At 59.6% G+C, this 20034-nt stretch carries 22 protein-coding genes and 1 pseudogene; 11 read left to right on the top strand and 12 right to left on the bottom strand.

The features are described 5' to 3' along the window. Nucleotides 1–87: 87 nt before the first annotated feature. The gene (ampC, locus tag LIS66_RS17140) at nt 88–1254 is read right to left on the bottom strand and encodes a class C beta-lactamase (RefSeq protein WP_227972644.1); all 1167 of its coding nucleotides are present in this window, start codon (nt 1252–1254) and stop codon (nt 88–90) included. A gap of 159 nt (nt 1255–1413) precedes the next feature. On the opposite strand from ampC, the gene LIS66_RS17135 reads away from it, so the two are divergent. Next, nucleotides 1414–2286, top strand: coding sequence for a LysR family transcriptional regulator (locus LIS66_RS17135; protein ID WP_064363680.1), 873 nt, complete (start codon nt 1414–1416; stop codon nt 2284–2286). Between the two features lie 128 nt (nt 2287–2414). On the opposite strand, the gene gudD is transcribed toward LIS66_RS17135, so the two are convergent. Both gudD and LIS66_RS17125 read right to left on the bottom strand, forming a co-directional pair. Next, on the bottom strand, nt 2415–3758 hold the full coding sequence (gene gudD / locus LIS66_RS17130) for a glucarate dehydratase (protein ID WP_227972643.1): 1344 nt from the start codon (nt 3756–3758) through the stop codon (nt 2415–2417). 25 nt (nt 3759–3783) lie between these two features. Then, nucleotides 3784–5130, bottom strand: coding sequence for an MFS transporter (locus LIS66_RS17125; RefSeq protein WP_227972642.1), 1347 nt, complete (start codon nt 5128–5130; stop codon nt 3784–3786). Between the two features lie 356 nt (nt 5131–5486). On the opposite strand from LIS66_RS17125, the gene LIS66_RS17120 reads away from it, so the two are divergent. Together LIS66_RS17120 and LIS66_RS17115 are read left to right on the top strand one after the other, a co-directional pair. After that, nucleotides 5487–6200 carry a FadR/GntR family transcriptional regulator gene (locus LIS66_RS17120; protein WP_042609150.1) on the top strand — a complete coding sequence of 238 codons (714 nt, stop codon included), beginning with the start codon at nt 5487–5489 and terminating at the stop codon, nt 6198–6200. Nucleotides 6201–6291: 91 nt separating this feature from the next. After that, nucleotides 6292–6522 (top strand): hypothetical protein, encoded by a 231-nt coding sequence (locus LIS66_RS17115; RefSeq protein ID WP_064363677.1) that lies wholly within the window; start codon nt 6292–6294, stop codon nt 6520–6522. A gap of 116 nt (nt 6523–6638) precedes the next feature. On the opposite strand, the pseudogene LIS66_RS17110 reads toward LIS66_RS17115, so the two are convergent. Next, nucleotides 6639–6869: pseudogene (locus LIS66_RS17110) on the bottom strand (U32 family peptidase C-terminal domain-containing protein); the annotation flags it as partial. Nucleotides 6870–7099: 230 nt separating this feature from the next. Between LIS66_RS17110 and LIS66_RS17100 the strand changes: the two are divergent. Continuing rightward, nucleotides 7100–8161, top strand: a complete 1062-nt coding sequence (locus tag LIS66_RS17100) for an AI-2E family transporter (RefSeq protein ID WP_039763392.1) — start codon at nt 7100–7102, stop codon at nt 8159–8161. On the opposite strand, the gene LIS66_RS17095 is transcribed toward LIS66_RS17100, so the two are convergent. The 3 genes from LIS66_RS17095 to LIS66_RS17085 all read right to left on the bottom strand — a co-directional run bounded on the left by LIS66_RS17095 (nt 8158) and on the right by LIS66_RS17085 (nt 9249). After that, nucleotides 8158–8340: a hypothetical protein gene (locus LIS66_RS17095; protein WP_042609153.1), complete on the bottom strand. Its 183-nt coding sequence runs from the start codon at nt 8338–8340 to the stop codon at nt 8158–8160. The two genes, LIS66_RS17100 and LIS66_RS17095, sit on opposite strands and share 4 nt — an antisense overlap. 103 nt (nt 8341–8443) lie before the next feature. Continuing rightward, entirely contained in the window at nt 8444–8638 is a 195-nt protein-coding gene (locus LIS66_RS17090) for a hypothetical protein (RefSeq protein ID WP_016770691.1), read from the bottom strand. A gap of 230 nt (nt 8639–8868) precedes the next feature. Next, nucleotides 8869–9249, bottom strand: a complete 381-nt coding sequence (locus tag LIS66_RS17085) for a hypothetical protein (protein ID WP_024013471.1) — start codon at nt 9247–9249, stop codon at nt 8869–8871. Nucleotides 9250–9492: 243 nt separating this feature from the next. Here LIS66_RS17085 and LIS66_RS17080 point away from each other — a divergent pair, with 243 nt between their 5' ends. Both LIS66_RS17080 and LIS66_RS17075 read left to right on the top strand, forming a co-directional pair. After that, complete coding sequence (locus tag LIS66_RS17080) at nt 9493–10311, top strand: shikimate 5-dehydrogenase (protein WP_227972640.1); 819 nt, start codon at nt 9493–9495, stop codon at nt 10309–10311. 188 nt (nt 10312–10499) lie between these two features. After that, the gene (locus LIS66_RS17075) at nt 10500–11018 is read left to right on the top strand and encodes a cupin domain-containing protein (protein WP_227972639.1); all 519 of its coding nucleotides are present in this window, start codon (nt 10500–10502) and stop codon (nt 11016–11018) included. A 129-nt stretch (nt 11019–11147) separates the two neighbouring features. On the opposite strand, the gene LIS66_RS17070 is transcribed toward LIS66_RS17075, so the two are convergent. After that, nucleotides 11148–11792, bottom strand: coding sequence for a YceH family protein (locus LIS66_RS17070; RefSeq protein ID WP_227972638.1), 645 nt, complete (start codon nt 11790–11792; stop codon nt 11148–11150). A gap of 125 nt (nt 11793–11917) precedes the next feature. Between LIS66_RS17070 and LIS66_RS17065 the strand changes: the two genes are divergently transcribed. Beyond that, on the top strand, nt 11918–12427 hold the full coding sequence (locus LIS66_RS17065) for a DUF1993 domain-containing protein (RefSeq protein WP_016775348.1): 510 nt from the start codon (nt 11918–11920) through the stop codon (nt 12425–12427). A gap of 98 nt (nt 12428–12525) precedes the next feature. Here the strand turns inward: LIS66_RS17065 and LIS66_RS17060 are convergent. Together LIS66_RS17060 and sstT are read right to left on the bottom strand one after the other, a co-directional pair. Continuing rightward, nucleotides 12526–13667, bottom strand: a protein-coding gene (locus tag LIS66_RS17060) for an IS3 family transposase (protein WP_371919907.1) whose coding sequence is annotated in 2 segments (ribosomal slippage) — nt 12526–13406 and nt 13406–13667 — 1143 coding nt in all. Because the reading frame shifts where the segments join, the coding sequence is not laid out codon by codon here. Nucleotides 13668–13926: 259 nt separating this feature from the next. Further along, nucleotides 13927–15159 carry a serine/threonine transporter SstT gene (gene sstT, locus LIS66_RS17055; RefSeq protein ID WP_042609157.1) on the bottom strand — a complete coding sequence of 411 codons (1233 nt, stop codon included), beginning with the start codon at nt 15157–15159 and terminating at the stop codon, nt 13927–13929. Nucleotides 15160–15465: 306 nt separating this feature from the next. Between sstT and LIS66_RS17050 the strand changes: the two genes are divergently transcribed. Then, nucleotides 15466–16623: an MFS transporter gene (locus tag LIS66_RS17050; RefSeq protein ID WP_042609158.1), complete on the top strand. Its 1158-nt coding sequence runs from the start codon at nt 15466–15468 to the stop codon at nt 16621–16623. Here LIS66_RS17050 and nhaR read toward each other — a convergent pair. Beyond that, nucleotides 16618–17517: a transcriptional activator NhaR gene (nhaR, locus tag LIS66_RS17045; RefSeq protein WP_042609159.1), complete on the bottom strand. Its 900-nt coding sequence runs from the start codon at nt 17515–17517 to the stop codon at nt 16618–16620. The two genes, LIS66_RS17050 and nhaR, sit on opposite strands and share 6 nt — an antisense overlap. Nucleotides 17518–17650: 133 nt before the next feature. Here nhaR and LIS66_RS17040 point away from each other — a divergent pair, with 133 nt between their 5' ends. Next, the gene (locus LIS66_RS17040) at nt 17651–17893 is read left to right on the top strand and encodes a hypothetical protein (RefSeq protein WP_227972637.1); all 243 of its coding nucleotides are present in this window, start codon (nt 17651–17653) and stop codon (nt 17891–17893) included. A gap of 29 nt (nt 17894–17922) precedes the next feature. Beyond that, entirely contained in the window at nt 17923–18672 is a 750-nt protein-coding gene (locus LIS66_RS17035) for a TerC family protein (RefSeq protein ID WP_042609161.1), read from the top strand. A gap of 244 nt (nt 18673–18916) precedes the next feature. Here LIS66_RS17035 and LIS66_RS17030 read toward each other — a convergent pair whose 3' ends face one another. Then, nucleotides 18917–19084 carry a hypothetical protein gene (locus tag LIS66_RS17030; protein ID WP_165839200.1) on the bottom strand — a complete coding sequence of 56 codons (168 nt, stop codon included), beginning with the start codon at nt 19082–19084 and terminating at the stop codon, nt 18917–18919. Nucleotides 19085–19265: 181 nt separating this feature from the next. On the opposite strand from LIS66_RS17030, the gene LIS66_RS17025 reads away from it, so the two are divergent. After that, nucleotides 19266–19991 (top strand): peptidase C39 family protein, encoded by a 726-nt coding sequence (locus tag LIS66_RS17025; protein ID WP_185054032.1) that lies wholly within the window; start codon nt 19266–19268, stop codon nt 19989–19991. The last annotated feature ends 43 nt before the right edge of the window (nt 19992–20034 follow it).

Genomic DNA, 20034 nt, shown 5'->3' with positions numbered 1-20034 from the left:
GCCTGCGACAGCTCCATCGACCGTGTGAAAACCCGACCCCGTAGGAGCTGCCGAAGGCTCGGGCCGCGATCGGACGATCTTTTGCTCTTAATCCGCCAGCGCCGCGAAAACCGTATGCGCAATCTTCACCCGTTCGGCATTCGGGTAATTCTTGTTGGCCAGAATCACGATACCCATATCCCGCGACGGCACGAACGCCACGTACGCGCCAAAGCCCCGCGTCGAACCGGTCTTGTTGAACAGCACGTTGGCCGGTTCAGCTTGCGGCGGGGTCAGCCACTCGACTTTGTGCGGTTCCATGGCCATGGGGATCGAGTTGCCGTTTTGCAGTTTTTCCAAAGTGATCGGGTAGGCGTAGCGCTCCCAGCCGAGGCCTTGGGTCATGTCGCCGACGCGGTAATAACCGAGGTGTGTATTGACGATGGCTTTGTGCAGATCAGGCGCGAGGCTGGCCGGTTTCAGCTGTGCCTGGACATAGCGCAGCAGGTCGGCGGCGCTGGTTTTGATGCCGTAGGCCTCGGCGTCAAGGGCGCCGGGGCTGACGCGCACTGGTTGGTCGGCGCTGTCGTAGCCTTGGGCGTAAAGCTTTGACTGCGCTGACGGCACGCTGAGGAAGGTGTGCTGCAAACCGAGTTTCGGCAGCAGGGTTTGCGTCATTGCTTGGTCGAACGGCTGGCCGAGGCTTTTCGCCGTCAGGTAGCCGAACAGGCCGAGACTCGGGTTGGAATACAGGCGATGGCTGCCGGCGGGAAACTGCGGTTTCCACTGTTGGTAATAGCCGAGCATCTTGTCGGAAGAATCCGCCTCAGCAGGAAATTGCAACGGCAGACCGCCAGCACTGTAGGTGCCCAGTTGCAGCACGCTGACATTGTCGAAGGCACTGCCCTTGAGCTCAGGCCAGAGCTGGCTGGCCTTGCTCGACAGGTCGAGTTTGCCTGTGGCCTGGGCGTAGCCGGCGAGGGTGGCGGTGAAGGTTTTACTCACCGAGCCGACTTCGAACAGAGTGTTTTCAGTGACCTTTTGCCCTACATCCTTGTCGGCAATGCCGTAGTTAAAGTAATGCGCTTGGCCATTCAGGGTGATCGCCACGGTCAGCCCCGGGATGTTGTTTTGCTGCATCACCGGGGTCACGGCTTGGGCGACCAGTGCCTGCAATTGCGCATCGCTCGGCGTGGCGGCATGGCAGGCAACGCTGCCGAAGAACAGGGCGAAAGCGCTGTAGGAAAAGGCCTTGCTCGGTTTGAAGGAACGCATGAGTGAGTCACTCTCCATGAGTGTCGATTGTTGTATACCGCTACACTGCGGGTGATTTTTCATCGGGCGGCTGATCAGCGCGGTTAATTTAGGCACATCGCCGGCCCTCGACAAACGATGAAAACTCGGACGAGCCATTAGAAAAATTCTGGACAGCGCATGATTCGACCACAACTGCCGCTCAACGCTCTGCGCGCGTTTGAAGCCTCGGCACGCCACTTGAGTTTCACCCGCGCTGCCGTCGAGCTCTGCGTGACGCAAGCTGCCGTAAGCCATCAAGTCAAAAGCCTGGAAGCGCAACTCAATCTGACCCTGTTCAAACGCCTGCCCCGTGGACTGATGCTGACCAGTGAAGGCGAGACCTTGCTGCCGGTGCTCACTACCTCATTCGATCATATTGCGCAGATGCTCGAGCGCTTGGCCGGTGGCCAGTATCGCGACATGCTGACGGTCGGCGCGGTGGGCACGTTTGCCGTGGGCTGGCTGCTGCCGAGGCTGGCGGACTTTCGGGCGAAATATCCGCTGATCGACTTACGCCTCTCGACTCATAACAACCGGGTGGATGTTGCGGCGGAGGGGCTGGATTACGCGATTCGTTTCGGCGCCGGCGCGTGGCATGGCATCGAGGCAACACGCTTGCTCGATGCGCCGTTGTCGGTGCTGTGTGTGCCGGAGATTGCCCGTCAATTGCATTCGCCGGCGGACCTGTTGCAGCAGACCTTGCTGCGTTCCTACCGCACCGATGAATGGCCGGAATGGTTTCACGCGGCGGGTCTGGCGACCCAGGCCGCGCCACCGCAAAGCATCGTGTTCGATTCGTCGCTGGCCATGATGGAGGCGGCATTGCAGGGCGGCGGGGTGGCGTTGGCACCTCCGCTGATGTTCGCCCGGCAACTGGCGGCGGATGCGATCTGCCAGCCGTTTGCGATCGAGATCACCACCGGCAGTTATTGGCTGACGCGGTTGCAGTCGCGACCCGAGACAGCGGCGATGAAAGCGTTCAAGGCGTGGTTGCTGCAAATCTCTGGTTAATGCAAATCCCTTGTAGGAGTGAGCCTGCTCGCGATAGCGGTGTGTCAGTTGATATCAATTTTGACTGACACACCGCTATCGCGAGCAGGCTCACTCCTACAGGGACCGTGGTGGATGGGAGATCAGGTTTACCGCACCAGACACGGCCGCTTGTTATCGAATTTCCACCCCGGAATCAGAAACTGCATCGCGACGCTGTCATCCCGCGCGCCGAGGCCCATGCCTTTGTACAGTTCGTGGGCCTTGGCCACTTGATCGATGTCCAGTTCCACACCCAGCCCCGGTTTTTTCGGCACCTGCACGAGACCATCGACAATCTGCAGCGGTGCCTTGGTCAGGCGCTGGCCGTCCTGCCAGATCCAGTGAGTGTCGATGGCGGTGATGTCGCCCGGTGCAGCGGCGGCGACGTGAGTGAACATCGCCAGGGAAATATCGAAGTGGTTGTTGGAATGCGAGCCCCAGGTCAGGCCCCACTCGTGGCACATCTGCGCGACGCGCACCGAACCCTGCATGGTCCAGAAGTGTGGGTCGGCCAGCGGAATGTCCACCGACTGCAACTGAATCGCATGACCCATTTCGCGCCAGTCGGTGGCGATCATGTTGGTCGCGGTTTTCAGCCCGGTGGCGCGGCGGAATTCGGCCATGACTTCGCGACCGGAATAACCGTTTTCCGCACCGCACGGGTCTTCGGCGTAGGCGAGTACGTGATGCTGATCGCGGCACAGACGAATCGCTTCTTTCAGCGACCAGGCGCCGTTCGGGTCGAGGGTAATCCGCGCATCGGGGAAGCGCTCGGCCAGTGCCGTCACCGCTTCGATCTCGGCATCGCCACTGAGCACACCGCCCTTGAGTTTGAAATCCTTGAAACCGTACCTGGCGTGCGCCGCCTCGGCCAGACGCACCACCGCTTCGGCGCTCATGGCTTTTTCGTGACGCACACGGAACCAGTCGTTGTCCGCGTCCGGTTCGCTGCGATAGGCCAGATCGGTTTCGTGCTGATCGCCGACGTAGAACAGATAACCGAGCATCTTCACTTCATCGCGTTGCTGACCTTCGCCGAGCAGCGCCGCCACCGGCACATCCAGATGTTGGCCGAGCAGGTCGAGGAGGGCGGCTTCCAGGCCGGTGACCGCGTGAATGGTGATGCGCAGGTCGAACGTCTGCAGACCACGGCCGCCGGCATCGCGGTCGGCGAAGGTCTGGCGCACCTGGTTGAGGATCTTCTGGTACGTGCCGATGGGGCTGCCGACCACCAGGTTGCGCGCGTCCTCCAGGGTCTGGCGAATGCGCTCGCCACCGGGCACTTCGCCGACGCCGGTATAGCCGGCGTTGTCCTTGAGGATGACGATGTTGCGGGTGAAAAACGGCCCGTGGGCGCCGCTCAGATTGAGCAGCATGCCGTCGTGACCGGCCACCGGAATGACCTGCATCTCGGTGATGATCGGAGCTTTGGCGGTGTCATGAACAGTCATTGTTGTTTTCCTTGTCGAGACGGAGTCAGGCGTGTTTCGGCGCGGCGTCGGCCAGCGCTTTTTCAGCAGCGGGTTTCGGCGTGGTGCGCGCAGCGAAGACGATGATTGCGGCGATGATCGAGGTCGCGGCCAGACCATAGAGGCCGCCCTGAATCGAGCCGGTGTGTTGTTCCAGCAGGCCGAAGGTGGTCGGGGCGACGAAACCGCCGAGGTTGCCCACCGAGTTGATCAGTGCGATCACCGCCGCCGCGATGCGTGCGTCCAGGTAGGCCTGGGGAATCGGCCAGAACAGCGACGAGGCGGATTTGAAGCCCAGCGCCGCAAAGCAGATCGCGACGAAGGCAAAGATCGGCCCGCCAGTGGTGGACATGAACATCCCAGCTGCGGCGATCAGCAGCGCCGTAGCCACCCACGCTTGCTGGTGTTTCCACTTCGCCGACAGCGAGGCAAAGGCGTACATGCCGACAATCGACAGCAACCATGGAATCGAGTTGAACAGGCCGACCTGAACGTCGCTGAGTTCGCCCATCTTCTTGATGATGCTTGGCAGCCAGAAGGTCGCCGCATAAATGGTCAACTGAATGAAGAAGTAGATCAGGCAGAACAGAATGATCTGCCGGTCCTTGAGCAGTTTGCCCAGCGAGGGCCTGATCGGCGTCGCGGCTTCGCGGGCCTTTTGCTCGTCGTCGATGGCGCTGACCAGCGCATCCTGTTCGGCGCGGCTCAGCCATTTCGCATCGTGGGGTTTGGCATCCAGCCAGAACCAGACGAAGACGCACAGGCACACCGAGAACATCCCCTCGATGAAGTACATCCACTGCCAGCCGTGCATGCCCAGCCCGTTGATCTGCAGAAGCAGACCGGACAGCGGACCGGAGATCAGCGAGGCCACCGCCGAGCCGCTGAGGAAGATCGCGATCGCCTTGCCGCGCTCGACGCCTGGCAGCCAACGGGTGAAGTAATAAATCACCCCGGGAAAGAACCCGGCCTCGGCGACACCGAGCAGGAAACGCAGGATATAGAAGTGGGTTTCGTTCTGGATGAAGGCCATGCAGGCCGCGACGATGCCCCAGGTGAACATGATGCGGGTCAGCCAGATGCGCGCGCCGACTTTTTGCAGGAGCATGTTGGACGGCACTTCGAACAGCGCGTAGCCGATGAAGAACAGGCCGGCGCCGAAGCCGTAGGCGGCAGCACCAATGCCCAGATCGGTTTCCATGTGGGTGCGGACGAAACCGATGTTCACCCGGTCAATGTAATTGACGATAAACATGATCACGAAGAGCGGCAGGACGTGGCGTTTGACTTTCGAGATGGCCGAGGCGAGCGTTGGATCAACGCTTTCCTGCATCCGCGAGACGGAGGTTTTCACTTGTTTTTTCTCCCACTGATTATTTTTATGCGGGTAGGACTGGTGTTGCGTTGTTGATAGACATCATACAACTGTGTTTTTTTGTCCTACAAGTGGGGAGGGGTTATTAAATTCGTCTGAACATAGAGTTTCTTATGAAAAAATCGGGTTAAGCCCAATATTTTCGGGGGTTATAGCGAGATGTGCGTAGTGGCTTGCTTGCTTCAGGCATATCGGTAACACCGTAGGATCAACACAGCGAATTTCGACGTCTCTGATGTTGTCATACAAGTAGTCGTGGCATACAGCGCTAGAATCCATCTCAACCGTCATCCCGCGGTGCTACGATCGGCAAGCCCCGATCACCGGAACCGACCATGCAAGAAGACCTCGACGCGCCTGCGCGCAAACGCACGCACAACCTCGCTCATGACCTGGTGGAAAAACTCACCCAGAGCATCCTGCTCGGACAGATGTCGCCCGGTGACAAACTGCCGTCGGAGAATTCCATCGTCCAGGAGCACGGCGTCAGCCGCACGGTAGTGCGCGAGGCGATCTCCAAGTTGCAGGCCTCGGGGCTGGTCGAGACGCGCCACGGCATCGGTACCTTCGTGATCGAGCGCGCAGCGGAGCAGGGCCTGCGCCTGAATGTCGACACGGCGCTGGGTGTGCGCAGCATTCTCGAATTGCGCATGGGCCTTGAAACGCAAGCCGCAGCGCTGGCGGCGCAGCGACGCAGTGAGCAGCAGTTGCTGCAGATGCGTCAGGCGCTGGATGACTATCAGCGGCTGCTGGCCAACAACGACAGTTGCGTGGAGGCCGATCGGCGTTTTCATCTGTTGATCGCCGAGGCCACCGGCAACGCCTGCTTCAGCGAGATCATGCAGCACCTGGGCAGCGCGATGATCCCGCGCAATCGTCTGAATGCCGCCGAACGCGGCGCGGCGGATCTGAGCAAGCTCGGGCATTTGGCGAATCTGGAGCACGAGGCGATTCTGAATGCGATCAAGCGTCAGGACGCCGACGCCGCCCGTGCCGCCATGTGGCTGCACTTGACCAACAGTCGTGATCGCTTTATTGCCCAGGATTGATGCCGCTGGTCTGATCTATCGCACGCCGTCGATGGCCGCGCTTCCAACTTATACGCCCCGGATAATCCGGGCCAGTATTGTGAGGTGCAGCATGGCTGATGACTCGCTTGTTCCCGGTGGCATGGCGCCCACCGACCAGACCCGCCCCGTATCCGGCACCGACGAGCCGACCCTGAGCGATCACGACGCACCGCCGGGCATGCATCCGGGGCGCGATCCACTGAGCGATGGCGACCGGCCGGATGACTGGAAGGATCCGCCGGATGACGAGGATGTGCCGCCGGCGGATGAGCCGACGCCGTTGTCGGATGATATGCGCTGAAGCCTGGATTTTTCGTTGAATGTGTCGGCCGCTTCGCGAGCAGGCTCGCTCCCACGCTGGAGGGTGGGAGCGATCACAATCAAAAGATCGCAGCCTTCGGCAGGCGTGCCTCGGAATTAAACCGGGACCAAATCCCGCATCAACAACCCAAAGCGCAAGTCCGCTCCATCCGGTACCGGAACATACACCGTATGCCCATCCCCCGGCGCCACCTCTATCGCTGCCCCGCTGACACTGCGCAACTCATGCAGATCAAAATGAAAATTGCCCTTGGGCGTCATCAATTCCAGATGATCGCCGATGACAAACCGATTCTCCACCTTCACCTCGGCCAAGCATCGGCGCCGTAGGCGAAGGCGTAACGCATGTTTTTCAGGGTGCCAGCGGGGGCAAGCAGCTCGGGAGCGATGAGAGTCGGCATTTGGGGGTCGGTCGCAAAAGCCACGCAGGGTAGGGCAGCTGTCGCGAGGGTTTATTGATCTGGATCTATGCTCCATGAATAAACATGGCACTCGCGCGCGCGGCGGCTGACTAAGTGGGGCGGGCGTGCGTGACGCCTGACTGACATGGACCGGATATGAACGAAAAGAGTCTGCAATTCAAATCCCTGACAGTGCTGCTGGTGCTGGTCACGGTAGCTTTTATCTGGATTCTGCTGCCGTTTTACGGCGCGGTGTTCTGGGCTGTCATCCTCGGCATTCTGTTTGCGCCGGTGCAGCGCAAGGTGCAGCTGAAATTCGGCTGGCCACGCAACGTGACCTCGCTGTGCACGTTGAGCCTGTGTCTGGTGATCGCGATTCTGCCAGTGATCATCGTCAGCATTTTGCTGGTGCAGGAAGGGGCGACGGTCTACAAGAACATCGAAAGCGGTGAGCTGGACATCGCCGCGTATCTGGCGCAGTTCAAGCACAGCCTGCCGCCGTACTTTCAGCATTTGCTCGATCGCTTTGGCATGGGCGAACTCGACAGCCTGCGGGAGAAAATCGTCAAGACGGCGATGCAGGGCAGTCAGGTGCTGGCGACCCAGGCGTTCAGTTTCGGCCAGGGCACCTTTGAATTCGTGGTGAGCTTTTTCATCATGCTGTATCTGCTGTTTTTCTTTCTGCGTGACGGCCCCGAGCTGGCGCGCAAGATGCGCACGGCGGTGCCGCTGGAGGAAAACCACAAGCGTCGCCTGCAACTGAAGTTCAACCGCGTGGTGCGTGCGACAGTCAAGGGCAACGTGGTCGTGGCCGTGACCCAGGGTGCGCTGGGCGGGCTGATTTTCTGGTTTCTCGACATTCCCAGCGCGTTGCTCTGGGCGGTGCTGATGGCGTTTCTCTCGCTGTTGCCTGCGGTGGGCGCGGGGATTGTCTGGGCGCCGGTGGCGGTGTACTTCCTGCTCAGCGGCATGATCTGGCAGGGCGTGGTGCTGGGCTTGTTCGGCGTCTTCGTGATCGGCCTGGTCGACAACGTGCTGCGCCCGATTCTGGTGGGCAAGGACACGAAAATGCCCGACTACCTGATTCTGGTTTCCACCCTTGGCGGGCTTGCGGTGTTCGGCCTCAACGGCTTCGTGATCGGCCCGCTGATCGCCGCGCTATTCCTGTCGAGCTGGGCGCTGTTCGTCGAGACCAAGCCCAAAGTGCAACTGCCTTAGGCATGCAACGCGGTGCTGGTGACCTGTTGCGACAAGGCCTGCGCCGCCGGCAAAGAGGTGAGCGGGCCGCTGATTGGCTCGCCATCGCGCACCAGATACCAGCAGGCGAGCAAGCCCGACGCGCGCAGCGAAGCGGGAACTGCGCTGCCGATCACCGACATGATTTGAACCTGAGCCATGGGAAAACCTCCATCAAACTGATGGGGCTACCTTAGGGATTTGCCGGCGCGACGGACAATCAACGCTTTCGATAGTGGTCATTGATGCCAGTGAGGTACGGCGTCATTCGACCACCTGATCGAGCATGTGCATGACTTCACGTTCATTGAGCAGGCCCTTGTGCACAAGGTTTTCGGCGAGCAGGGACAGCAACTTGGCGCACCGATGGCCTTCCAGATGCTTGAGCTCGGTGAGCGCGCTGTAGACCTTGCTCGAGGTGCACAAACCGACGATGCGGTGCGGATTTTGTGTGGGCATACAGTCGTCCTTGTTGTTATCGATCTGTTGTTTACGGACGGATTCAGATTGCGGTTCCGCCATGACAAAACGGTGACCGTTTGATGAAAGAACTGCCTACGGTCGATTCCATCATGCCGACTTTAGCTGCTCGAACTGTCCTCACAACGACCTCGGCGAGATTTTTTCGGACCTTCGCCGACCAGCGGTCATAAAAAAGCCCCGCTCGAAAGCGGGGCTCTGTGTTGCGCTTACCAGCGTGGACCGCCGTAGTAACCATGCGGGCCGCCATAGTAGCCATGGGGCCGACCGTAATAACCGCGAGGCGGGCCGTAGTAAACAGGGGCCGGCTGCACGTAAACCGGTTGCTGCACATACACCGGTGCCGGTTGGTAGTAGACCGGTGGCGGCGGTTGCTGCACGTAGACCGGTTGCGGCTGAACATAAACCGGCTGTTGCTGCACGTACACCGGCCGATCCTGGTTGATCAGTGCCGAGCCGATGATGGCCGAGCCGACGATCGCGCCAAACACTGCAGGGCCCTGCCAGCCATGGCCACCACCCGCTTCAGCCTGACCGGTGACGGCGAGTGCGCCAATCAACAAAGCCATGATGGGAAGTTTACGAATCATGATAAGTCCTCGGTTCTTCGACCCGGCGGCTGGGCCTGAACCAGGCCCACAGTTGTCGCGGGGATACAGCTAAGACAGCAAATTTGCGAAATTCAGCACAGCCGCTGGGTAAATTTTGTGTAAGGTCTGTAGCGGCTTTTTTACTCGGCAGCGCGGCGCCTCGAACAAGCCGCAATGATGATTCAGAACCCGGTGGGCTGGCCAATCCCGTCCATCCGAAAGTGCGTTTGAAGGAGAAGTTTCATGCAGATGAACCCGAACAAAGACACCCAATTGTGCATGTCCCTGTCCGGGCGGCCGGGGAATTTCGGTCTGCGTTTTCACAACCATTTGTATGAGCAGTTGGGCCTGAATTTCTACTACAAGGCATTCAGCAGCCAGGACCTGACCGGCGCAGTCGGTGGCATCCGGGCACTGGGTATTCGTGGCTGCGGCGTGTCGATGCCGTTCAAGGAAGCCTGCATTGCCCTGGTCGATGAGCTGGATGCCTCGGCAGCGGCGATCCAGTCGATCAATACCATCGTCAACACCAACGGCCACCTCAAGGCCTATAACACCGATTACATCGCCGTCGCGCAGTTGCTGGAAAGCCACGCGGTGCCGAAAGATTCGACCTTCGCCCTGCGTGGCAGCGGCGGCATGGCCAAAGCGGTGGCCAGCGCCCTGCGCGATGGCGGCTACAGGAACGGTTTGATCGTCGCCCGCAACGAGCGGGCCGGACGTGCTTTGGCAGATTCGCTGGGTTATCGCTGGCAGGCCGAGTTGGGTGACGAGCGCCCGCAGATGCTGATCAACGTCACGCCGGTGGGCATGGACGGCGGGCCGGAGGCGGGGCAACTGGCGTTCGAGCCTGAAATGATCCAGGCGGCCGAGACCGTGTTCGATGTAGTGGCGATCCCTTCGGAAACGCCGCTGATCGTGCGGGCGCGGGCCGAAGGCAAGCGGGTGATCACCGGGCTGGAAGTGATTGCGATCCAGGCGCTGGAGCAGTTCGTGCTGTACACCGGGGTGCGGCCGAATGAGGCGCAGTTTGCGGCGGCGGTGGAATTTGCCCGTAGCTGAGTGATTTTTGTAGTGGGCTGGTCTGGCCTCATCGCGAGCAGGCTCACTCCTACAGGTTGCGCTGGAATGCGATTGAATGTGGGAGCGAGCCTGCTCGCGAAGGCCGCGCTGCGGTTCTGGATCACTCTCTATAATTCTCGCCAGCACGCACAGATGTGCCCACACAAAAACCGTAACCGAGGCCACCCATGCATCCGCCCATCCTCAACCTCAACGAGGTCGAACTCGAGCCCCTGCCCGAAGCCCTCGCCCCCGAAGGCGAAACCGCCGGGCGTTATCAGCAGCGTATCGCGCGCATAGGTCAGCAACTGGGTGCGCAGAAACTCGGTTATCGCCTGTATGCGCTGCCGCCGGGCATGCGCGGCAGTCCGTTCCACAGCCATCGGGTCAATGAGGAAATGTTCTACGTGGTGGCCGGGGAGGGCGAGGTGCGGTTGGGAGGCGAGCGTTTTTCGATCCGCGCCGGTGATGTGATCGCCTGCCCAGCGGGCGGGCCGGAGAACGCCCATCAGATCATCAATACCGGCGCGGGCGAACTGCGTTATCTGGCGGTGAGCACTCAGCAGCAGCCTGAGATTTGCGAGTATCCGGATTCGAACAAGTACGCGGTGATGGATAACTTCGCGGTGGATGCCGAGGGCAATGCCTCGGGGTTTGTCGCTGTCGCGCGGCAGGCGGATGGGGTGGATTATTGGGATGGCGAATAAAAAATCTGAAATGCGCTGATGTCTCTTGTAGGAGTGAGCCTGCTCGCGATAGCGGTATGTCGGTCAAATCCGCTGTGACTGACACACCGCTATCGCGAGCAGGCTCACTCCTACACGGGGATCCCAGGGTTATTCGAGACGGGCCAGGCGTTCTTCCAGCGCTGCAATCCGCGCTTCCAGTTCTTCGATGCGCTCCAGCGAAATGCCACCGCTCGAACGCTCCCCAGGATTGTGCCGCGCCGCTAATATCGCCTCGATATCCGCCGGATCGCCCAGCGCATGGGTGTAGCGATCCTCGCGCTGCCCGGCCTGACGCGGAATCAATGCCGCCAGACCACGAGCGATCAATCGCTCAAGCTGATGCACGACCTGTTCGCTATCTTCGAACTCATGCATGCGCCCGCTGCGGGTCAGCAGTTCATTGACGGTCTGCGGACCGCGCAGAAACATCAAACCCGTCAGAATCACCTGTGCCGGCACCAGTTCCAGCGCCTTGTCGACCTTGTGCTCCCAGCGGTCGGCGCGGCTGCCCATGACCAGTCTGGTGAAGCCGCGACCTTCCAGCGCCCGCAGGCTCTGGCCAACCTGACCCTGATTGAGGTTCATCACCGGTTCGCGGCTGGTCTTCTGATTGCAGGCCAGCACCAGCGCGTTGAGGGTCAGCGGATAGGTTTCCGGGCTGGTGGCCTGCTTTTCGATCAGCGCACCGAGGATGCGGATTTCCGTGGCATTGAGCCGTGGCTGTTCGGCGGTGGATTCTTGTTCGTTGCTCATCGCGCGTTCCCTCTGCAGTCGAAGCCGCCTAGCCTAATCCTTGCCAAACAAAAGGCAAGCCGTGCGGTCATCAAGCATGGCTATAATCGCCACCACGTATTACCCAGCCATCACATGAGATTGCCATGACCATTTCACTGTACGCCGCATCCGTCCCGGTTTTTCAACAAATGCTCAACGCCCTGAGCGATGTGCTGAAAAAGGCTGAAGCCCACGCCAGCGCGAAAAACATCGACCAGAGCGTCTTCCTGCAAGCGCGGTTGTACCCGGACATGTTCCCGCTGGTGCGTCAGGTGCAGATCGCTGTGGATTTCGCCAAAGGCGTGTCGGCGCGTCTGGCTGAGGTCGAATTGCCGAAGTACGACGACACCGAAACCACCTTCGCCGAGCTGCAAGCGCTGATTGCCAAGGTTCTGGCCTTCATCGGCGAGATCAAGCCAGAGCAGATCGACGGCAAGGAAGGCATCGAAATCGTGACCCGTCCGGGCACGCCGAAAGAGAAGCGCTTCAGTGGTCAGGCGTATCTGCTGACTTACGGCTTGCCGCAGTTCTTCTTCCACGTCACCACCACTTATGCGCTGCTGCGTCATAACGGCGTTGAAGTGGGCAAGCGCGACTACATGGGCGCGTTCTAAGCCTGCAAGAGCCCCTCACCCTAACCCTCTCCCGGAGGGAGAGGGGACTTGTTCTGGTCAAACGATACTGGACACGGTTATAGGGTTTAGGTCATTTCTCATGCTGCCAAGGCTTCCATTGCTACCGGAGTCCGATATCCGTTGTGACTGTGCAGCCTGATCCGATTGTAATAATGGGTCAGGTAGCGCAACACATCGGTACTAGCCTCATCTTCGTTTCGGTAGCCAGCCTTGGGTATCCATTCAGATTTCAAACTGCCAAAGAAACGCTCCATCGGGGCGTTATCCCAGCAGTTTCCTCGTCGACTCATGCTTTGTTTTATGCGCATGTCCGCCAGCATTTCACGAAATACTTTACTGCTGTAATGACAGCCCTGATCCGAATGGAACATTAGGTTTTCAGGGCGTCCTCGCGACTCGAAAGCCATCTTTAACGCTCGACAGGTCAGAGCTGAATCCGGACTTCTGGACATCGCCCAGCCGACGATGCGCCGGGCATGCAGATCAAGTACAGCAGCCAGATAAACCCAGTAAGTACCGGCCCAAATGTAAGTCACGTCGCCACACCACACTCGATTGGGGACCTCGACATTGAATTTACGCTCCAAATGATTGGGGGCGTATTGCGCCTCCGCACCGCTGGGTTTGTAACGATGCCTGCGCCGTTGCTGACTCTTCAACCCGAGCTCGCGCATCAGGCTACGAGCCATGTAACGACCCACCGACTCTTTTTCGTTACATAGCGCCTTTGACAGGCTGCGCGCGCCCATTGAGCCGCGACTTTGCTCATGTAATTCAGCAGCTTTGATCTTTAGGCGATTGCGCCCGTCATCTACTTTCGCCCGCTGTTTCAGACGCTCGTAATAACTGCTGCGGTTGATTCCAAATACAACGCACAACTCGGATCTTGAATATTGCTCGCTTAACTCCTCGACCAGCCTTACCGATCGAGGGAATCCGACATCAAGAGAGCTGTAGCCTTTTTTAAAATTTCCTTCTCGCGCTCAATCCGTCGAATTGTTGCTTCCAGTTCCTGGATGCGTTGTTGGTCAACGGTCATGGCCTTGGACTTCTCAGGCGTCTTGCCGCTGCGCTCCGCACGCAGTTGCTCAACCCAGCGACGCAGAGCTGTAGGGCCCACGCCCATTGCTTCGCAGGCTTCACTCACCGAATAGTCTTTATCCAAAACCAGGCAAGCCGCATCCCGTTTGAAATCTGTCGAAAAATATCGTCTGGTCAAATCACACCTCGTCTATGGGCGTAGATTACCGCCCTTTAGGGGTGTCCAGAATCATTAAGCCAGATCAACTGACCGTGGTGTTTGCCCGAGATAAGCTAACGTGAGCTATCAAGCCGAACTCAGGTATGAAAACGACACAGATCGGCTCCCTTTCCCCCTCGCCCCCTTGGGGGAGAGGGTTGGGGTGAGGGGGTAGATTCCAGCCACAAAAAAGCCCGCCAAGGTTCACACCAAGGCGGGCTTTTCGTTGCGCGAGAAATTACGCCGTACGCTGAGCCTTCTCTTCCTCACCGAGGCAAGCCGCTGCGGTAAACAGCACATCGGTCGACGAGTTGAGCGCGGTTTCCGCCGAATCCTGCAGCACGCCAATAATGAAGCCTACCGCCACGACCTGCATGGCGATCTCGCTCGGGATGCCGAACAGGCTGCACGCCAGCGGAATCAGCAGCAGCGAACCACCGGCCACACCCGAAGCGCCACAGGCGCAGATCGCTGCGACGACGCTGAGCAGGATCGCGGTCGGGATGTCCACGGTGATGCCCAGGGTGTGCACGGCCGCCAGGGTCAGCACGGTGATGGTGATTGCCGCGCCCGCCATGTTGATGGTGGCGCCGAGCGGGATCGATACCGAGTAGGTGTCTTCGTGCAGGCCCAGGCGCTTGCTCAACTCCAGATTGACCGGAATGTTCGCCGCCGAGCTGCGGGTGAAAAATGCGGTGATGCCGCTTTCGCGCAGGCACATCAGGGTCAGCGGGTACGGGTTGCGGCGCAGCTTCCAGAACACGATCAGCGGGTTCATCACCAGCGCAACGAACAGCATGCAGCCCAGCAGCACGGCCAGCAGGTGCGCATAGCCGAGCAGCGCGCCGAAACCGGAAGTGGCCAGCGTCGACGCCACCAGGCCAAAGATGCCCAGCGGCGCGAAGCGAATCACTACGCGCACGATCAGGGTCACGCCGTTGGACAGATCATCGAGCACTTCGCGGGTGGTATCGCCGGCGTGGCGAATGGCGATGCCCATGCCGATCGCCCAGGCGAGAATGCCGATGAAGTTGGCATTCATCAGCGCGCTGACCGGGTTGTCGACAACACTCAGCAACAGGCTTTGCAGGACCTCGGTGATGCCGCCGGGCGCGGTGACCGTAACGTTGTCCGTGGACAGTACCAGGCTCGACGGGAAGCTCATGCTGACAACCACGGCCACCACCGCCGCGGCGAACGTGCCCAGCAGGTAGAGGAACAGGATCGGCCGGATGTGGGTTTCCTGGCCATGCTTGTGGTTGGCGATCGAAGCCATCACCAGCACGAACACCAGAATCGGCGCCACGGCTTTCAACGCCGAGACAAACACTTTGCCAATGAACGCGGTGGACTTCGCCGCTTCCGGGGCGAACAGAGCCAGGGCGATGCCGGCGATCAGGCCGATGACAATCTGGCTGACCAGACTGAGGTTTTTCAGGCGTTGCAAAAGAGAAGGGGATGAAGCGGTCATGACGGCATCTCTGTTTTTTATAGGGTGCGAAGCGTCGTGGGCAGTCACGAAACGCCTGTCGAAGTGACATCAACGCCGCCAAACGGCACGTTGATCAGCTGTACGATTTTCAGGGCGCGGACTTTATCACAGCGCAGGCGCCAACCTTCAGCCTGTGACGATCTGCCACCGCATCAACCGGGCAGATCGGCAGTTTTGGGCAACTCAGTGCAGACACAGTCTGTTAAGATTCGCCATCCTCATTTTCTAGTTCTGCCAGCGGGCCTCCGGGTCATCGCTGGCGTCGTCGTTTTGCTGGAGTTGCGCATGCTGTTGCCTATTCTTCTGTTGTCCGCCGCCGGGTTCACGGTGCTGACCACGGAATTCGTCATTGTCGGCCTGCTGCCGGCGATAGCCCGAGACCTCGAAGTCACCATCCCGCAAGCCGGGCTGTTGGTGACGTTGTTCGCCTTTACCGTGGCGCTGTTCGGCCCGTTCCTGACCGCTTATTTCGCCCGTTTCGAACGGCGCAGACTGTTCATCAGCATCCTGATCATGTTCGGCCTGGCCAACACAGTTGCAGCTTTGGCGCCGAACATCTGGGTGATGGCCATCGCGCGCTTGATTCCGGCGCTGGGCTTGCCGGTGTTCTGGGCGCTGGCCAGCGAGACGGCGGTGGACATCGTCGGCCCGGATTTCGCCGGTCGGGCGATTGCCAAGATCGGCTTCGGTATTGTCTGCGCCACGGTGTTCGGCATTCCGGTCGGCACGCTGATTTCCGACGCGTTCGGCTGGCGCAGCGCATTCGGCATTCTCGCGCTGATCGCGTTTGCCAAAGCCTTGCTGCTGTTTGTCTACCTGCCGAAAACCAGTCTGCACCAGCATCAGGTCAGCTTCCGTTCGCAATTCAAGATCCTGCGCAGTCCGTTGATGATCGGCCATATCGTGTTGTCGATTCTGGTGTTCAGCGGCATGTTTACCGCCTACACCTACCTCGCCGACATCCTCGAGCGCCTTGCCGGGTTCAACGGCACCGTAGTCGGCTGGTGCCTGATGGCCTTTGGCGCGGTCGGGCTGATTGGTAACTCGCTCGGTGGACGTGCGGTGGATCGGCATCCGCTGGGAGCGTCGGTGTTGTTCTGCGCGTTCATGATCGCTGGCATGGTCTCGCTGGTGCCGAACATTCATTCGCCCGTCGGCCTGGCAGTGGCGATGGGCATCTGGGGCGTAACCCAGGCGGCGCTGTTCCTGGTCAGCCATGTGCGCCTGATGAAAGCCGCGCCGCAAGCGCCTGCGTTTGCCGCATCGCTGAACATCGCCGGGGCCAATCTCGGTATCGGCCTGGGCGCGATGGTCGGCGGTCGGGTGATCGACAGTGCTGGTCTGGGCTTTCTCGGCTTTGCCGCTGCCGGCTTCATCCTGCTGTCGGTGTTCCTCGCCATGGTGCTGATGACGCTGAAGCCGCGTGAAGCCTGCGCTTCATAACCCGGTAAACAGCTCGCGTCGGGCACCCTCGGTAATCGCAACGATGCCAGGGTGCTTGACCTTGCGCTCCACCGAAATGGCGTAGAACGACTCGCTCACCGCATCGGTCTGGCCGATCAGTTCGACGCCGTACTGACGCTTCACTTCCTCGGCAATCACGCTCGGGCCGATAAAGATCCCGCTGCCGGATTGGCCGAAGGCCTGCATCAAAGCACTGTCATCGAACTCGCCGACTATCTGCGGCTGGATCTGCTGTTCGGCGAACCAGCGCTGCAAGCGGCTGCGCACCACGGTTTCGGCCCCGGGAATCAACAGCGGCGCGCCGTGCAGGCTGCGCGGGAAATCCTGGCCATACTGTGCGGCGAGTTCGGCGGTGGCGAAAAAACTGATGCCGCATTCACCGAGCTTCTGGCTGTAGCCCTTGATGTCCAGATGCGAGGGCATCGGGCTGTCGGAAATCACCAGATCCAGACGTTGAATGGCCAGATCCGCGAGCAGGCGTTCGAGTTTGTCCTCGCGACAGGTGATGCGCAGCGGCTCGCTCAGCTCCATGGTCGGTGCGATCAGGCGATAGACAATGGATTTTGGCACCACATCGGCGACGCCAACACGGAACAGGATCTGCTGCTCGTTGGGTTGCGCGCGCAGCATCAGCTCCAGCTCGCCGCCCAACTGAAACATCTGCTCGGCGTAGGGCAGGGCCTGGCGCCCGGCTTCGGTGAGCTCCAGCTGCCGGCCAACGCGACGAAACAGTTCCACGTTATAGGTTTGTTCGAGCAGGGAAATCTGCCCGCTGATGGTCTGCGGCGTCAGATTGAGCTGCTCGCAGGCGCGGACAATGCTGCCGGTTTTAGCCACGACCCAGAAGTAATGCAGTTGTCGGTAATTGAGCATATCGATCGCCACTTCGTGAAAACCGAAGTATAGCCGCTAAAAATACGAATTTTCCTGAACTGTTCATCTCCCTAGAATGCCCAGCCATCGACGGCCGGTGTGTGCGCCTGTCTGTTCATTCGAAGGAAACCTTATGAAATATACATTTCCCGCATTGATGTTTGCGTCTTTACTGGTTCTGGCCGGTTGTGATCAGGCGGAAAAAAGCGCGCAGCAATTGATGGGCGCTGCGGCCGAGACCGCCAAGCAAGCGATCGACGACACCCACAAGGCCGCCGAGCAAGCGCTCAGCGATGCCACTGGTGGCTTGATCCAGAAAAAAGAAACGCCGGAAAAACAAACGGAAGAATCCGAATCTTCCTCCGAGACCATCTGAACCGTCTTACACAGAGTCAGGACTGACCCATGGAATATCTGTTAGAACTCGCCGCCAGCCCGACCGCCTGGGTTGCTTTGGCCACATTGGTGGTGATGGAAATCGTGCTCGGCATCGATAACCTGATCTTTATCTCGATCCTCACCAACAAATTGCCCGAGCAGCACCGGCAAAAGGCGCGCCGTATCGGTATCGGCATGGCCCTGATCCTGCGTCTGGCACTGTTGAGCACCATCGCCTTCATCGTTCAGTTGACCGAGCCGGTGATCGAAATCCTCGGCCATGCGTTCTCCTGGAAGGACATGATCCTCATCGCCGGTGGCCTGTTCCTGGTGTGGAAAGCCACGACCGAGATCCATCACAGCATGGACCCGGCGCCGGAAGATCCAAAGACTGCGACGTCGACCGTGACCCTGGGCTTCGCCGCGGCCATCGGCCAGATCCTCATGCTGGATATGGTGTTCTCGATCGACAGCATCATTACCGCTGTCGGCATGACCGAACACTTGCCGATCATGATCATCGCGGTGGTGGTGTCGGTACTGGTGATGCTGCTCGCGGCTGATCCGCTGGCCAAGTTCATCAACGACAACCCGACCGTGGTCATGCTGGCGCTGGGCTTCCTGATCATGATCGGCATGACGCTGATCGCCGAAGGCTTCGGCGCCCATGTACCGAAAGGTTATGTGTATGCGGCCATGGCGTTCTCGGCCGGTATCGAGGTGTTGAACATGATGTCGCGCCGGGCGAAGCAGAAGAAGGTTGCTCAGCAGGCGTAATGGCTGACAACAAAAAAACCGCTTGGGCTGGTTGAGTCCAGGCGGTTTTTTTTCGCGTTGATGTTGGCGGTGTGTTGGAGAACCAGCCCCTCACCCCAGCCCTCTCCCGAGGGAGAGGGCTGGGGTGAGGGGCTCTTCAAATCCTGAGTTCGGCTCGATGATTCAGGTCGGCGTCATTCAAAAGAACAACCCGGTAGGTTCCCTTTCCCTCCGGGAGAGGGCTAGGGTGAGGGGCTCTTGATCTTCAGTGCGCGGCAACGTGCCGTACGGAATGCTTTTCTGTCTTCTCAACCGTCGGCGTCTGCACCGGGTGATGATGCCGCCGGGAAATCCGCAACACGCCCCACAACATGGCAGTCGCCACGGCCAGCCAGCCGGCTATCAACATCACGATGGTCATGGTCAGGCTCATTGGTGCCTCCTCTTCGCCCTGCGTCGGGCGCTCGCTTTTCGCAATTCGCTCTATTTCAGTGACAGTCTAGTCAATGGGGTGTTTCAAGCTATTGACCAAAGGTCGTTAGTGACCAATCACTTTGCTCTATGTAATCGCGGTGTCTGCGGTTTAAGGCTATACCGCGAGCAGGTGCGGCTCTATGATCGCTGGCGTTGCCGGAACACGATGTCCGGCGTCTGTGAAGAGAGTGAAGATGGTGCAGGTATTTTCTCGAATGCGTGGGGCGTTGCTTATCGGCGCCTGCGTGGCGGCGCTGAGCGGATGCGCAGGCAATGTGGTGCCGGAAGTCAAACGCTTGCCGGAGCGGGTTGAACTCAGTGGCACTTTTTATCGCGGCGAAGCCAATCAGAGCGGGCCACAGGTGCTGGCCAGTCTGCTGTCGCAACAAGGCATCGTGATCACTCCGGGACTTCTGGAAAAACCGCTGAACTTGCCGGGCGCTGAAGACAAGCTGCAGCAAAACATGCAGAACCTCGCCCGCGAATATGGCTTGGTGGTCTATCCGCTCGACAGCAAGCTGCCAGCCTTGTTGACTCAGGTTGCGGCAGGTTATCCGGTGATGGTGCGCTTCAGCGAGGGTTCGGCCTTTTGGGCTGAACCGCGTTACGCGATCCTCTCCGGCTACGACCGCAATAAGCAGAAGGTCCTGCTGCGCGCCGGCATGAATCGTCGGCAATTGATGGATTTTGGCAGCTTCGAGTCGGCGTTCGACAAATCCGGTGGCTGGGCGATTCTGATCCAGAAGCCGTCGCAGATCCCGGCCGCTGTAGACCGTGCCCGTTGGTTGAAAGCCGCCGATGAGCTGGCGCAGGCTGGTGAAGAAAACGCCGCGGCGCAAGCGAGAAAAGCTCTGGCGGCGCAGTAAGGCTCCGTTCGTCATCTGCCGGGCACGACTGCGCCCGGCAGGC

The organism is Pseudomonas sp. HN2 (genome assembly GCF_020736465.1).
Taxonomy (GTDB): Bacteria; Pseudomonadota; Gammaproteobacteria; order Pseudomonadales; family Pseudomonadaceae; genus Aquipseudomonas; species Aquipseudomonas moraviensis_A.
The sequence above is the reverse complement of the archived record's forward strand: the minus strand, read 5'-3'. Positions and strand labels throughout refer to the sequence as shown.